Source organism: Sphingomonas sp. FG14 (genome assembly GCF_057809675.1).
Genome location: NZ_JBMDKK010000017.1, coordinates 18823 through 34441, shown reverse-complemented (window position 1 = coordinate 34441; position 15619 = coordinate 18823). Strand labels below are relative to the sequence as shown.

General features: G+C 67.0%; 2 protein-coding genes. One reads left to right on the top strand and one right to left on the bottom strand.

What is annotated here, in order from left to right:
- Positions 1–3: 3 nt before the first annotated feature.
- On the bottom strand, positions 4–13482 hold the full coding sequence (locus tag ACODTA_RS25405; protein WP_489069940.1) for a beta strand repeat-containing protein: 13479 nt from the start codon (positions 13480–13482) through the stop codon (positions 4–6).
- Between the two features lie 488 nt (positions 13483–13970).
- Here ACODTA_RS25405 and ACODTA_RS25400 point away from each other — a divergent pair, with 488 nt between their 5' ends.
- The gene (locus tag ACODTA_RS25400) at positions 13971–15617 is read left to right on the top strand and encodes a sensor histidine kinase (RefSeq protein ID WP_489069939.1); all 1647 of its coding nucleotides are present in this window, start codon (positions 13971–13973) and stop codon (positions 15615–15617) included.
- Positions 15618–15619 lie beyond the last annotated feature (2 nt).

Sequence of the window (15619 nt, the reverse complement as noted above, 5' to 3'; positions counted from 1 at the left end):
TCCTCAATGCGCGGCCACGGCGTGCGTGACGGCCATCGCCGCCTCGTGCGCCGCGGCCACCGGATCGGCATGCGGAGCGGTGCCCGCCCAGCCCGCCATGGCGAGTTCGGCCGCCGGCCCGCCGAACAGCGCGACGACGTTCGATCCGCCGTTCGCATTGCCCGGCAGGCTCGCGAGCAAGGCATCGATGTCCGGACCCGATCCGCCCGCCAGCGCGTCGGCGACGATCTCGCCGAGAGCGGGTCGCGGGGCATCGCCATGTGCCGCAGCCGCTGCGAGCGCGGCGGCCGCGATCGCCGGGATCGGCGCCATATCGACGAACACCGGCGCGGGCGTCGGCGCGTCCGCGCCATCCTGTGCGGCATCTCCGGTGGACATGTCGGCCGAACGCGCGGGCGCATCGTCGCCCTGCAGGCCGCCCGCGTGCCCCTGATCGGCGGTGTCGCCAGCATGTGATGTCTGCGTCGGTGCGGCCGGCTCCGTCACGTGATGATCGTCCGCCGCGATTTCGAACAGATCGCCGTGCGGCGCATCCGATGCGGAGGCTTCGGGCCGGGCCGGTGCATCCCCGGTCGCCGCGGTGTCGTTGCCGCTTGTATCGGTGCCGGGCTGTGGCGGTGTCGGTGGGGTGGCGTAAGCCGCCTGTGCCGCCACAAGCCCGGCGGCTACGAGCGCCTGGCCGAAGCCGGGGTTCGCGAAAGCGCTCGCAGCTTTCTGATCTTCCTTGGCCGATCCGCCCGTCGCGAACGCCGCGTCGGCGGCAATGCCGATGCTGCCGTCGCTCCGCACATATTGGGTTTCGCCGTAAACGACGGCGTCGCCGTTCGCGGCAGTGCGGGCGTTGCCGTCGGACGTCAGCGATAGGCTGACGATTCCGGCTTCGGACAATGTGCGGAATTCGCCTGGATCGGTGATGCCGTTGCCATTGGCGTCCTGCCACACGCCGAACTTGCCGAAATCGGCGTCGGCGGCGGAGAGCACGCCATCATGATTGGTGTCGAACGCGATCGCCAGCGCTTCGAGATCGGTGGTCGCCCCTGCGGCGTGGCTGGTCAGGACGAGTTCGGAACCGTTGGTGACCAGAGGATCGCCGTTGCTGTCATAGACAAGGAAGCCGTCGTCGGGCCCTGCCCAGGCGGTCGCTTCGGCATTACCGTCGCCATCATAGTCGAACACGACTCCTGCATCGCGGGAAACGAGTTCCACCCCGTCGCCATCAAGGTCGAGCACGACCGGCGGCACGACGATGTTGGTGCCCGTTCCGCCGTCCAGCGTATCGATCCCCGGCCCGCCGTTCAGCGTGTCGTCGCCGGCATTGCCGTTGATGACGTCGTCGCCGTCATTGCCGTTCAGCAGATCATTGCCGTCGCCGCCGCTGATCTGGTCGTTGCCGCCCCGCCCGATGATGGTGTCATTGCCGCCATTGCCAGCGAGCGTGTCATTGCCCGACGTGCCGTAGATCAGGTCCGGAAGCGTCGTATCGCCCTGGACATTGATCGCCGGATTGCCTGCATCATTGTAAGAGAATTCGAAGCGCGCCAGGCGCGCCTGGTAATTGCCGCCGTCATTGTCGAAATAGCTGACGGTCCAGGTGTCGCCGGCCTGGGCGGGGTTTGCCGTCAGGAACTGCGCCAGTGTCGTCGCGGTGGCATTGCCTGATCCGTCGAGCAGATAGACATTGTTGTAGCTGACGGTCGCCCGCATCAACCCCGTCGCGCTGTCGTAGAACCAGCTCTGCTCGAAGGTCGCTGCAGTAAGGTCGTCCTCCACGATCACGAAGCGATTGGCGCCGATGCGAAGCTCGACCTGCACTTCCTGCTCGCGATGGCTGCCGGCATTGTTCGCGCCGAAGGTGGTCGGATCGCGTTCGCCCGCCGGGACCGGTATTGCGTTGGGCTGCTGCTGGAAGTCCGTGAAGACATTGATCACCGCGATGCCGGCATTGCCCGCCAGGCCGGCCGCGAAATCGGCGTTGAGTGTGAAACTGTTGGTCACATCGTTGCCCGATGTCAGCGGAGAACCCGCGTCGCTGCCAACCTGCACGTTCTGACCCGGCAGCCGTGTCGGCACGACTTCATGGATCGTCACGACCTGATTGACGGTGGCCGTGCCGTCGGTGACGCTTAGATTCAGCGGAACCGTCACGACATCGTTGGCGGTCGCGGTCGGGCGATAGACCAGATCGTCGAGCAGGTTGATGCCGAGATTTGGATTGTAGAGAACCGTATTGGCCGCGAGCGGAATATAGTTCGCACCATCGAAGTAGAAGACGCCCACCGGCGCATTGGTGGAAGTGACGATCAGATTCTCGATATCCACATCGGTCGGAATCTGGACGTCGATCGGATAGCCGTCCGCATAGGTTGGCGTCGAAGCCGTCTGCTGCGCGGGATCGCTGGACATCCATGTATGGCTGTTGAGCGTGACCGGCGCATCGTTCGCACCGTTGACGGTCACCGTGAGCGTCGTCGTCGAGACGTCGCCATCGCCATCGGTGATCGTATAGGTGAAGGTGTCGGTGACGCTCTCGCCGGTATCGAGCCCTTGCACCAACGGGCTGGCATTGTTGAGGACATAGCCATAGCTGCCATTGGCGTTCAGCGTCAGCGTGCCATATGTGCCCGCCACGCCGATTCCGACATTGCCGGATGCGCTGGCCGGCGTGCCGGCTGCCACGCCGGTAACGGTGACGCCGTCAGCGCCTTGTATATCGGCCGTCCCGTCGGTGACATTTGCGTCAGGCGACACCAGGATGTCGATCGCCGTGATCACGTTGCCGGTAGCTGTTGTCGGGCCATCCTCGGTGACGCTGTCGGTATCGGCCGCCGCAGTTGCGATATCGTCCTTGACGTCGACAAACACCTGGCCCGTGGCAGTGTCTCCGTCATTGTCGAGGGCTTCGACAATGGCATGGCCGATGCTCTGTGTCTGCGCCGCCAGTGCGAGCTGGTGCGGCAGATTGTCCGCCAGCGTCACCGTCACGGTCACGTTTCCGGTCGCGCCGGCCGCGATGCTCGCTGGCGCCGAAAGGCTCAGCGTGATCGCGGCCGGTCCCCCTGAAGTCAGCGATCCGATGATGGTCTGGCCGTCGCCTGAGCGCGTCCAGAACAGGTCGGTGCCCGTGCCGTCGATATTGGCGACGAGATGGCTGAGATCGGTCGAGAAGCGGAAGGTTGTCAGCGCATCCGAACCGGCCGTGAAGCTCAGCGAGGGTGCGTTGTCGGTTTCCGCCGTGGAGCCGGGATTTGATCCGAACGACAGCGCCGCTTCATCGACCAGAAGCGTAACCGGCGCCGCGTTGCCCGCCGGCGTGCCGTCCTGGATGGCGATGGTCAGGCTGTCGGCGCTGGTATCGCCGTCGCCATCGGTCGCGGTCAGTGTGAAGGTCGCTTGCGGAGACAGGTCATTGTCCTGGCCTGTTGCGGCCAGGAACGAGAAGGTGCCGTCGGCGCGCACGGTGAGCGTGCCGGTTGGCTGGACGAGCACGACATTGGCGCCCGCGGGCAGGGTGAGCGTGCCCGATGCCGCGCCGAACGAGACCGCGAGCGAAGTGACGCCGTCCGCGCCCGGTGCGAGCGACCAGGTGCCGTTGACGGCGGGACCGCCTTCGATCGCCGTGGTCGGTGTGTCGGATACGGTGAGCGTCGGCGCGTCATCGTCGAAGGTGATGGTGAGCGTGCCGGGGACGGCGGCGACGGAGCCGTCCGCGTCGGTGACCGAATAGGAGAGCGACACGGTCGCATCATTCTCGTTGTTCGGGCCTTGCGCCTGCAGGACATTGTCGAGCAGCGTGACGGTATAGGCGCCCGTCGCCGGATTAGTGACGTGGACCGAGAAGAGCGCGCCGCGCGGGCCGGTCGCTGTGAGCGTGTTGGTGCCGGCGTTCCAGCTATAGGTGACATTCTCCTGGCCGACGGTGCCGCCGGTTCCATGGAGCGAGGCGAAGCTGATCGTGCCCGCGCCGTCAGCGCCGAAATCATGGGTCAGGATGCCGGAGAAGCTGGCTTCGCTCGACAAGGCGCCATCGGCATCGCCGATATTGGCGTCGAGATCGCCCAAAGTGCTGGCGGCATTGCCGCCCGCCAGGCCGTCATCATCGACCGAGGCGGCGCTGGCGCCGGCCGTCGGCACGTTCGCATCGGTGATCGAGAAGCTGAATGTCGCGGTGACCGCATCGCCATCGGCGTCGGTGACGGTGAAGCTGCCTGATGCGGAGCCTACCCCGATCACCGCCGGATCGGCGGTGACGATATAGCTGCCGTCCGCCTTCACGCGGATCGAGGCATCGCCGACATCGATCGACTGGCTGTAGCCGTCGGGCTGGAAGGCGAGCGCCGTGCCGTTGATCGCGGTGACGGTCGCGCCGTCGGCGCCGCCGACGAAGTCGAAGCTGCCGGGCAAGCTCGTGCCTTCCGCCAGCGAGCCGGCGGGCTCGTTGGTCGCGCTCGGCATGTCGTCGTCGAAGGTGATCGTCAGGCTACCGGTCGCGGGCGATCCGTCGCTGTCGTTGACGGTATAGGAAAGCGCTGCCGTGGCGTCATTCTCGCTATTGTCACCGGGCAGTGTGTCGAGCGTTTCGTGCAGGACGTTGCGGACCAGCGTGAGCGTGTAGTCGCCCGTCGTCTGGTTCACCAACACCGTGAACAGCGTCTGGCCGATCCGCGCGGCATCGCTGCTCGCGGTGATCGTCGCGGTCAGCGTGCTGCCCGCATCGTTCCAGGCGTAGCTGACGCTTTCGGTGCCGACCGTTCCCGACGCCGTGGTGAAGCTGAAATTGGTCGCCGGTCCGGCCGCGCCGTCCAGCCCATAGTTGAAGCCGAGATTGCCGGAGAAGCTCGCCTCGCTCGAAGCCGGGCCATCGGCGTCGCCGCTATTGGCGTTGAGATCGCCAAGCGTGCTGGCGGCGTTGCCGCCGGCCACGCCGTCATCGTCAACCGAGGCGGCGACGTTGGCGGCGGTCGGCGTATTGACGTCGCCCGTGAAGGTGAAGCGCAGCACCGCCGTCGATGTGTCGCCATCGGCATCGCGCATCGTATAGCTGAAGCTGTCGATCGCGCCCGCCGCGACCGAGGCATTGGGTACATAGCTGTACGCACCGGATGCCGAGATGGTGAGCGTGCCGTGCAGGCCGACGATCGGGTTGCCGAGCGTGCCGCCGGTGATCGACACCACCGCCGCCGGCGTGTCGGCGCCGCTGGCGTCGTTGGTCAACACATTGCCGGTCAGCGTGTCGGGAACTGAGCCCGACTCGGTCGCGGACACGTCATCGTCCACCGCGTCGGGGCTGTCGTCCTCGATCGTGATCGTGATCGCGCCGTTATTGGTGTTGGTGACGGTGCCGTCGGATGCGTTGACGGGCACGTTGAAGCTGCGCTGGTCCTCGCCCGCCGTCTCCAGGCCGGTGATCGCATGATCGACCGATTGCGAGAGGGTGACGGTGTAGTCGCCATTGTCCTGGATGACGATGCGGATCACTTCGGTCGGGCCGACCGAGCCGATCAGCGTCTTGGTGCCCACGCCCGTCCAGGTGACGGCGGCGCCATCGGCGGTGAGCACCGCGCCGGGATCGCCCAGCGTCAGCGTCACCGGATCGCCATCGGGATCGGTGACCGTGATGTGGCCGGTCGTATCGGTCGCGCTGTTGGTGGTGTCGTTGGTGCCGGCCGTATCGGCGATGCCGCCGGGAAGGCCTTCCTCTGAAACCGTGCTGGTGTCGTTGCCGATCACCGGGCCATCATTCGCGCCGGTGATCGAGATGGTCAGTGTCGCGGTGGCGGTGTCGCCGTCGCGATCGGTGATGGTGTAGGTGAAGACCTCGGTCAGCGCCGGATCGGTGGCGTCGAGCGCCTGGACCGCCGGGTTGTTGTTGTCGAGCAGATATTGGTAGCTGCCGTCCGCGTTGATGGTCAGCGTGCCGTAGCTGCCGGCAAGGCCGTTGCCGATCGTGCCGCTGGTGGCGCCGAAGGCGATCGCGGTGACCGGTCCGCCAACCGCCGCGCCATCCGCGCCCAGGCCATCGGCGCCGCCCACCAGGCCGTCGCTGCCCGCGCCGGTGATGACGTTGCCATTGGCGACCAGCGGCCCATCCTCGACCACCGCGTCGGTGTCATTGGCGGCGACCGGGCTGTCGTCGTCGATCGTGACGATCACCGAGCCTGTGGCCGGGACGGCGTCGCCGTCCTTGTCGGTCGCCTGGATCAGCGAACCGAAATCGATCGTCAGGTCGTTCTCGCCATTGCCGTTCGCATGATCGAGCGGACGCGCGAGCGTGAAGGTCCAGTCGCCGGTTCCGGCGGTGAGCGTGAAGGTGAACACCGTCAGCCCGCCCGGGCCGGCGGTCGCGGTCAGGGTGTTGCCGACGACGCTGTAGACGAGCCCGGTTCCGCCCGAGCTGAGCGCCGGCAGGCCGCCGGTGGCATTCAGGAGCTGATAGCTCAGGCCGCCATCGGCGCCGGGGTTGAACAGGCCGGAGACCGATCCGGTCGCGGCCACGGCCTCGCCCGCGATATCGCCGGGATTGCCCGCCTGTGCGCCGGCCAGGCCATTCGCCAGGCCGTCCTCGTCGACCGAGCCGGCGCTGGTCGCCGTGTTGGCGGTCGGCGCATCGTCGCGGAACTCGATCCGATCGCCGATCGACAGGGTCGCGCTGGCGGTGTCGCCGTCGAAATCCTCGGCGGTCGCGGTCAGCGTGATCAGGTTGGAGGCGATCGATACCGACTGGTCCGCGCCCGTATCCGGCGTGTGCATCACCGCGCGGATCTGGTCGAGCGTCACCGAGCCATTGGCCGGATTCACTGAGAGCGTGAACACCACCGTGCCCGCGCCGCCGCCGAAATACCCTTCGACCAGCGTGCCCGCGGGATTGACGCGCAGCAGCACTGCTTCGCCGCTCGCCGTGTCGATCAGGCCGGAGGGGCCGGTAATGACATCGAGCGCGTAGCTGGTGCCGCCGCCCGCCGCCGGGCCGTCGGCCCCGAATTGCGCGCCAAAGGCGCCGGCGAAGCTGTCGGTGTCGTTGACGCCGAGATTGGTCTCATCGACCGACAGCAGCGGCGTGGCCCCATCGACCAGCCCGATCGTTGGCCCGTGATCGGCGAAGCGGATGTTGCCGCCCAGGTCGATCGTCTTGCTGTCGCTGGCGGTATCGCCGTCATTGTCGGTGATCGTCGCCGTGCCGGTCAGCGTGATCCGGCCGGCCGCCAGGGTCGCGAACTGGTCATCGAATGGCGCGCCCGAATTGGGCGCTTCGTCGGCATGGTCGATCTGCTGATACTGGGTGAGCGTGACGACGCCGTTCGCGTCGACCGCGACCGAGAAGATCAGTCCGTTGGAGGCGGTGCGCCCTTCGACCGTGCTGCCCGACATCGAAAGCGTGATTGGTTCGCCCGCGCTGCTCAGCCCGGACGCGCCGTTGGTCACGGCGAGTTGATAGCCCCAGACCGGCGCGGAGCCGCCATCGGCACCCGGCGACGAGGTCTGGCCGAACACGTTGCCGAAACTGGCGAGGGAAACCGCTGTGTCGCTGTTCAGCCCGATCGTCGCGGCATCCTCGGTGGTCAGGACGATACCGGCATCGTCCCCCGCCGAGACCGCGATGGTCGGGCCATCGTCGAGGAAGGTGACGAGATTGCCGATCGCGGCCTGGCCGCTGGCGGTGTCGCCGTCGCCATCCTCGATGGTCACTGTCGCGACGACGAGTCCGGAGAGGTCGAGCGGATCATTGTGCGCGGCGGCGTCGCTGCCGTCGACATTGTGCTCCAGCGCGACCGACTGGACGACCGTCAGCTTGCCGTCGCCGTCGATCGAGAGCGTGAAGGCGGTGTTGTTGCCGTTATAGGTGCCGGTGATCGTATCGGCATCGGTCTGCACCAGGGTGATCGCGAAATCGCCGATCGCGGTCTTCAGGCTCGTCGCGCCGTTGCCGGTCAGCGCCAGGCCATAGCTGGTCGCGTTCGCGGCCGCCGGGCCGTCCGCGCCGAAGACGAGGCTCGCGGAAACCACCGCCGCGGCGCTGGTCTGCGAGATCGGGAAGCCGGGAATGGCCGCGCTGGTCTCGTCGAGCGTGACGCCCGATCCGCCGCGCACCGCAGTCACCGTCGGGATGTCGTCAACGATCTCGATCAACACGGTCGCGGGGGTCGCGTCGCCGTCGAGATCGTTGACGACCACCGTCACCCCGTTGAGCGTGATGACGTTCTCACCACTCGCATCGGGGTGCGGAAAATTGTCGGTCAGCGTGACCGACACCGTCGCCTGGCCGGACGCGCCGGCCGCCACGGGCAGCACCGGCGGAGTCAGGGTGATCGTGATCGCGGGAAGGCCGTTGATCGATCCGGTGATCACGGTCGGGCCGGTCGGCGTCCAGACGATATCCGGTCCGGCGACGCCGTTGACGTCGACGGTGATGCCGGCGACGTCACCGAACGCGACCGAGGTGACCGCGTCGGATCCGGCCTGGAAGCTGATCGTGTCGCTGTCCGCCGCCACGCCGGATCCGGCGCTGGTGCCGGTCGCGCCGGCGGTGTTCAGCCCCTCTTCGTCGACGCGGAGCTCGGCATTGTCGGTGATCGACGGACCCGCGCCGTCGCTGATCGTGATCGGCTGGTTCGCGGTCGAGACGTCGCCGTCGCCATCGGTGATCGTGTAGCTGAACGAGGCATCGGCATCCGCACCGCCATTGGCGATGTTGCCGTTGGGCGCAAAGGTCCAGGCGCCAGCGGCGGTGAAGCTGTAGCTGCCATTGGCGGTGACGACGGGTGTGGTGCCGACCGCCGCGATCGCGGTGGTGGTGCCGCCGATCGTGACCGAGGTCATGGTCGCGCCGTCGGCGCCCTGCACATCGTTCGTCAGGACATTGCCGCCGATCGGCGTCCCGCCTTCGACCACGCTCTGCGCAGCATCGTTTACCGCGGTCGGACCGTCGTCGAGCACGGTCACGTCGATCGTGTCGATCGGGCTGACATCACCCTCATTGTCGGTGACGCGCACCGCGAAGCTGTCACCGGGGATCGCGTCGTCGGCGCCGCGATCGCCGTCGAGATCGATGATATTGTCCGGATGCGTCGGCAGATTCTGTGTCAGCGTATAGACATAGCTGTAGACCCCGGCATTGACCGAGACGACGAGCACGCCGTCGTCACCCTGCACGTTGCCGCCGGCGGTAACGTCGATCCAGACGCCCTGGGCGTTCTGGATCTCGACCTTGCCGATGCTGTCGTTGCCCGTGTTGATGGTGAGCGCGCCGCCGGCGGTCTCGCTGTTCGATCCCGCATTGGATCCACTAGGCAGGCCGGCTTCGTTCACCGTCAGGTCGGTCGCCGAGACGATCGGTTCGGAATCGCCGGGCAAGGTGATCGTCACCAGCGCGGTGGAGGTATCGCCGTCGCCGTCGGTGATCGTGTATGTGAAGCTGTCATTGCCCTGCGCGCCGGGCGCGGCGGTGTAGGTGAAGGTGCCGTTGCCGTTATAGACAGCGACGCCCTTGGTCGCCTGGGTGGCGAGCGCTACGCCGGTGGCGTTGCTGACCCCGTCCGCGCCGCGAATATCGTTGGCGAGCACGTCGATGACGACCGGCGTGTTCTCGGCCGCCGCCGCGACGTCGTTCTGCGCGGTCGGCACATCGTCGATGATGCGGATGTCGAGCGAGGCGGTATCCGAGGATCCGTCGCTGTCCGTCAGCGTGACCGCGAAGCTTTCGAGAAGGCTGTCCTCGCCCTGGAGCGGGTGGGTCAGGAGATTGTCCTGCAGCACATAGCTGTAGCTGAAGGTTCCGCCGGTGATCGTGCCATCCGGCGCGACGCTGGGCGTGAAGCCGGTGATGCTGAGCGCGCCGGCGGGCGTGTCGATCACCTTGGGCGTGAAGACGCCGTTGGTGACGACGGCGACGCCGCCGACGGTGACGTCGTCCAGCCCGTCGGGCGTGGAGACGGAGAAGGTGCCGGTCTGCGTCAGCGCCGCCGCGTCGGGCGACGAGCCGTCGAACAGATCGTCTTCGTTGACGACTTCCTCGGCGCCCGCGCCATCGAGGCCGTTGATCGTCACGCCGTCATCGGCGCCGTTGATGATGATGGTCAGCGTCGTGACCGCCGGATCGCCGTCACCGTCGCGCAGCGTGTAGGTGAAGACCTCGGTGAGGGTTTCGCCGGGCGCCAGCGTCTGCACCGCCGGGTTCGACGGATCGAGCGTGTAGGTATAGGTGCCCGCGCTGGTGAGGACGAGATCGCCATAGGCGCCGGCAAGCGGATTGCCGAGCGTGCCCTGGTTGGCGCCGAACGCCACCGCGACCACGCCCGCGCCGTCCGCCCCCTGGCTGTCGGCGGTGCCGCCGCCCACGCCGGTCAGGACGTTGCCGTCGGCGACCAGCGGTCCATCCTCGCTGACGCTGTCGACATCGGGCCGGGCGATGGGCGCGTCGTCGACGATGGTGATGACGAGATTGCCCGCCGGCGCGCTGTCTCCATCCCCATCGGTCAGCACCAGCGCGAAGCTGGCATTTGACGGATCGGTCAGCGTGTTGTCCGCAAGCATATAGGTATAGGCGATGCTGCCCGCGCCGCTGACCGGATCATAGCTGAAACCGGTGACGACGAGCGTGCCAGTGGCGTTGCTGGCCACGGTCTGCGGCAGGCTGCCGGGCGTGAGCACCGTCCCGCCGAGCGAGAGCGTGCCGATGCCGTCGGGCGACGAGAAGGTGATCGTGCCGCTGACCGCCTCGCGCGTGTCGCCATTCGCGCCGGGCGCCGCTTCCTCGCCGGTTCCCTGCGGTTCGGCGCCACGCGCCGCGAGCGCGGCTTCATAAACGGTCGTCGTGGCGCCGCCGGGTGCCGGGATATTCACGCTGGGCGTGGAATCGCCGATCGAGAGGGTGAGCGTCGCCGTGGAGACGTCGCCGTCGCCGTCAGTGAGCGTATAGGTGAAGACCTCGGTGACGCCGCTGGGCGTGCCCGGCGTGCGGACATAGCTGTAGCTGCCGTCCGCGTTCAGCGTCAGCGTACCATGATCCCCGGCGATCGCCGTGCCCGCGGCGACGCTGTTGGCGCCGTGCGAGACGCCGGTGACCTGTGCGCCGTCAGCGCCCGGCGTGTCGGCGCCCGTCGCGCCGCTGGTCGTGCCAGCGCCGGTGATGACGTTGCCGGTTTCCGGCTGTGTGCTCGCGGCCGGCAGGCTGTCGGTATCGTCGCGCGCGGTCGGCACGTCGTCGATGATGTCGATCGTCAGCGTATCGTTGGCGACGTCGCCATCGCTGTCGACCGCGACCACCGCGAAATTCTCCGCCGTGTCGTCGCCCGACGTATTGTCGGCCAGCGTGTAGCTGTAGCTATAGACGCCGCCGCTGAGCGTGACCGTCAAGGTGCCGTAGCTGCCGGTGACGGTGCCGCCATTGGTGACGTTGACGCCGCCGACGGTGAGGCTGGCCAGGCTGTCCCCGCCGCCCGAGAAGACCAGGCTGCCCGTCGTCGTCTCGGCGTTCGAGCCGGGATTGGAGCCGAAGGGCAGCGCGGCTTCGTCGACGCTGGAATCGCCGGCGACGATGGTCGGCGTCGAATCCGCCGCCAGCGTGATCCGGACCGTGGCGGTGGAAACGTCGCCGTCGCCATCGGTGATGGTGTAGGTGAAGCTGTCCGACCCTTCCTGGCCGGGCGTCGGCGTATAGGTGAAGGTGCCGTCGCCATTATAGACGGCGGTGCCCTTGGCCGGTGGCGTGCCGAGTGCGACCTTGCCCGCGACGTCGAGGCTGTCCGCGCCGGGCGTGTCGTTGGCGAGCACATTGATGACGACCGGCTTGTCTTCCTGCGCGCTCGCGGAATCGTCGCGCGCGGTCGGCACATCGTCGATGATGCGGATCACCAGCGGCGCTGTGGCGACGTCGCCGTCCGCATCGGTCACGGTGATCGTGAAGCTCTGGCTGCTATTGTCGCCCTGGGTGTTGTCGGCCAGCGTGAAGCTGTATCCGATCTGCCCCGGCGCCACACTGGTCACCGTCAGCGCGCCGGTGGGCGTGCCGATCACCTGGCCCGCGCCCGTCACCGTCACGCCGTTGATCGCCACGGTCGCCGGGCCGTCCGGCGCCGTATAGGTGATGATGCCGGCAGTCGTCTCGGAATTGCTTTGCTGGTCCGAACCGGGCGATTCACCGGGACGCGCCGGCAGGCCGGCCTCCGCGACCACCGTGCCGTCACCGGTGGTGGGGACGAAGGTGAGCGTCACCGGGCTGTCGGGAATCGAGATGGTCAGCGTGGTCGCGGACGTGTCGCCGTCGCCATCGGTGATCTGATAGCCGAACACGTCATTGACGCCGCCGGGCGAGCCCGGATTGCGGACATAGCTGTAATTGCCGTTGGCCGAGATGGTCAGCGTGCCATATTGGCCCGCGATCGTGCTGGCGCCCGTGCCGACGGTGGCGAAATTGCCGGTGGTGCCTGCGCGGATGCCGGTGAGCGCGGCGCCGTCTGCGCCCGGCGTGTCGACGCCGGCGGCGCCGCTGGTCGTGCCTGCGCCCGTCAGGACATTGCCGGTTTCTGGGCCGAAGCCGCCCGCCGCCAGCGCGTCGGTATCTGCGCGCGCGGTCGGCACGTCGTCGATGACCGAGATGGTGAGCGTGGCGGACGCGGCGTCGCCATTGGCGTCAGTGACGATCACCGCGAAGCTGTCTGTCGGATTGGCCGCCACCGAATTGTCGGTGAGCGAATAGGAATAGCCGATCGAGCCGTCGGCGATGCTGGTGATGGTCAACTGGCCGAGCGGCGTGGTGAACACCTGACCGGTCTGGGTGACCGCGACGCCGTTGATGGTGATGCTCTGCAACCCGTCGGTGGCCACGTACACGATGGTGCCGGTCGTGGTTTCGGAATTGGCCGATGCGTTCGATCCCGCGGGTTCGGCGCCGCGCGCCGGCAGGCCGGCTTCGTTGACGCTGCTGGTCGCGTTCTGGACGGCCGCCGGATTGTCCGGCGTGATGATGCCGATCGTCGGCTCCTCATCGACCAGGCCGGGGATGATCTCCCGTTCCTCGGGCTGGCTGAAGTTCAGTTCGGTCGGGGGGAGCAGGTCGCCCAGGCCGAAGGGGTCGCCGATATTGCCGACAGGCTCGGCGAAATTGCCGCCCGAGCTTTGCACTGCGCCGCCCGCGGCGGGCTGGGGCTCATTGCCGATCAGCAATGCGGCCAGGTTCAGCGGCGGAATCTCGACGCCACCGATCACCAGTTGCGGTACGATCACCGCGCCATCGACGATCAGCATCTGGCTACCGTCGGGAAGCTGGACGACGAGATCGCGGCCCGAGACGCGGATCTGGTCGAGCGCGACGCCCTCGGGCAGCACGACCACGCCGTCCGGTCCGGGCACCACGCGCATCGCGCCCGCGCCAACGGCCTGAGCCTGCTGCGCGGCGCGCGCGGCCATCTGCTCGGGCGTCAAATCGGCTTCGGGCCGCTCCCACTGCGTGCCGGTGGAATCGTTACCTGCGGTGCGATCGAAATCCATCATCCTATCCCCACTCTCGGCAATCGACCGACTGTGGGACCGTCCCGGCGATGGAGGGGATCTTCCCGGGGCGAGCAGCATCGTTGCGTGCTGTTAGCCGCCCTCGCGCCTAGTCATTCGACTACGCGCAACTCCAAAGGAGAGACGTCCCGGGGATGTCGCCTGTTCTCGCGACTGCCCTGGTCGACTGCTTTCCAAGATGAGCCCGCAACCCCGCGACTCGATCCTGCAAGAATTACTTAATGCAATGCTAACGAGCGAGAGTCACTGTTATTTAGGGTTAATCTGGATTTATTTGTGCTTTACTATATCTCGGGTAATAGATTCATCTATATCCTTAGATATATATTCAGCATCCACTGCCCCGTTTTAGAACATAGCGCTCGATAGACTCGTGACATATGATGCGAGTCTCAGAGGAGGCGGGAAGGGGGAACACCCGCGTGGGATTGCGCAGCAGATTGGAATCCGGTCGGCGTCGGATCGCGATGTCGCTCGGCCGCAGCCCGAGCCTGCCCGTCACGATCGCGCGCCTGTGCGTCGCCATCGCCTGCTTCATCGAGTGCCGCGCGCTTCACCCCGAGGGGTTGGCCGGGTTGAACGCGGAGTGCGTCTTCTTCATCGCCTATCTGGTCTGGGCGATCGCCTGCCCGGCGGTCGCGGCGATCTCGTGGAAGGCGAACATCCATGCCTGGCCCATCATCCTGATGGGCGACGTGCTGATCTGCGGTTTCATGATCCTGTACATGGAACCCTATGTCCTGCCCGTATTGCTGCTGGCGATCCTGCTGCTGTCCGCGATCCAGGCGCGGTTCGGCAATGTGCTGGCGCTGTTGACCGGGCTCGTCCTCGGCATCGCGTTCGTTCTGCGCGGCGAGGCTGGCCCCGCGATCTTCGCCACCCCGCAACCGCATCTGCCGCTGCCCAGCTTCAGCGCGGCCACCGTCGCGCTGGCGGGATTCGTCGCACTCTCACTCACCAGCGCGCGCGCCTACCGCAACACCGTCAGGCTCTGGGGCGAGGAGCTGCTGATGGTGGGCAGCAATTTCCGATCCTTACCGGTGGATTATCTGTTGCAGCGGTTGAGTGACCTGTTCCGTGCCGAGCGCGTCGGTTTCTTCTGGAGCGAAGGGAGTGACGAGCCGGTCAATCTCGCGGTCTATGACCAGGGCGCGACGTCCGAAGTGGCGCATGTCGGGCGCGCGTCGGACCGGCTGATCCGGATCGAGGCGGCGGAGGGTGCGTTTCTGTTCGATCATGAATCGGGCGCGCTGCTCAGCCGCGACAGCGCGGGCCATCCGCTGGTGGCGGAGGCGCCGGGCGTCACCGCACAGATCGTCGAGGCCTTTTCCGCCGGCCATGGCCGCAGCTTTCCGGTGCGCGCGGGCGAACTGGTCGGGCGCGTCTATGTGATCGGTTCCTGCCCGATGTCCGAATCCGGGTTGATCGAGACCGAGCGTGCCGCCGAACTGACCGAGGGCGTGTTCGAACGCTATTTCTTCCTCAATGCCTGGCGTACGCGCGCGTTCGTCGATGCGCGCCACTCGCTGAGCCGCGACCTGCACGACAGCGTGTTGCAGACGCTGGCCGCGCTGCGGCTCCAGATCGCATCGCTTGTCGAGGAGGATGCGACGGTCACCACGAGCGAGCGGCGCGAGAAGCTGACATCGCTTCAGGCGGTGATCGTCGAGGAACAGGCGCGGCTGCGCGATATATTGGACGAAAGCTATCGCGCGTCCGAACAGCGGGTGGAACTGGTCGGGCAGTTGACAGCCTGTGCCGCCTATCTTTCGCGCCAATGGGGCGTCGAATGCCGGCTGCTCGCACAGCAGGAAACCCTGGCGGTGGACAGCAACACGGCGGTTGAGGTCGAGTTCCTGGCGCGCGAGGCGGTGGCGAATGCCGTCCAGCATGCCGGCGCACGGCGGCTGACGCTGGTGATCGCGATCGACGAGGACACGCTGTTCCTGTCGCTGCGCAACGAAAACCGCAGGCGGGACAAGACGCCGGACGAGGCCCGGATCGCATCCCGGTCGCTGTCGCGCCGATTGTCGTCGCTCGGCGGCGTTGCTTATTCAGAAGAGGTGAATTCGGGCTCGCTGCTGGCGATCCGTATTCCATTGAAGCGAGGATAATG

Excerpts from the sequence above, each read along its gene's own strand:
- ACODTA_RS25405 (WP_489069940.1), bottom strand. The coding sequence starts at position 13,482 with ATGGATTTCGATCGCACCGCAGGTAACGATTCCACCGGCACGCAGTGG.
- ACODTA_RS25400 (WP_489069939.1), top strand. The coding sequence starts at position 13,971 with ATGTCGCTCGGCCGCAGCCCGAGCCTGCCCGTCACGATCGCGCGCCTG.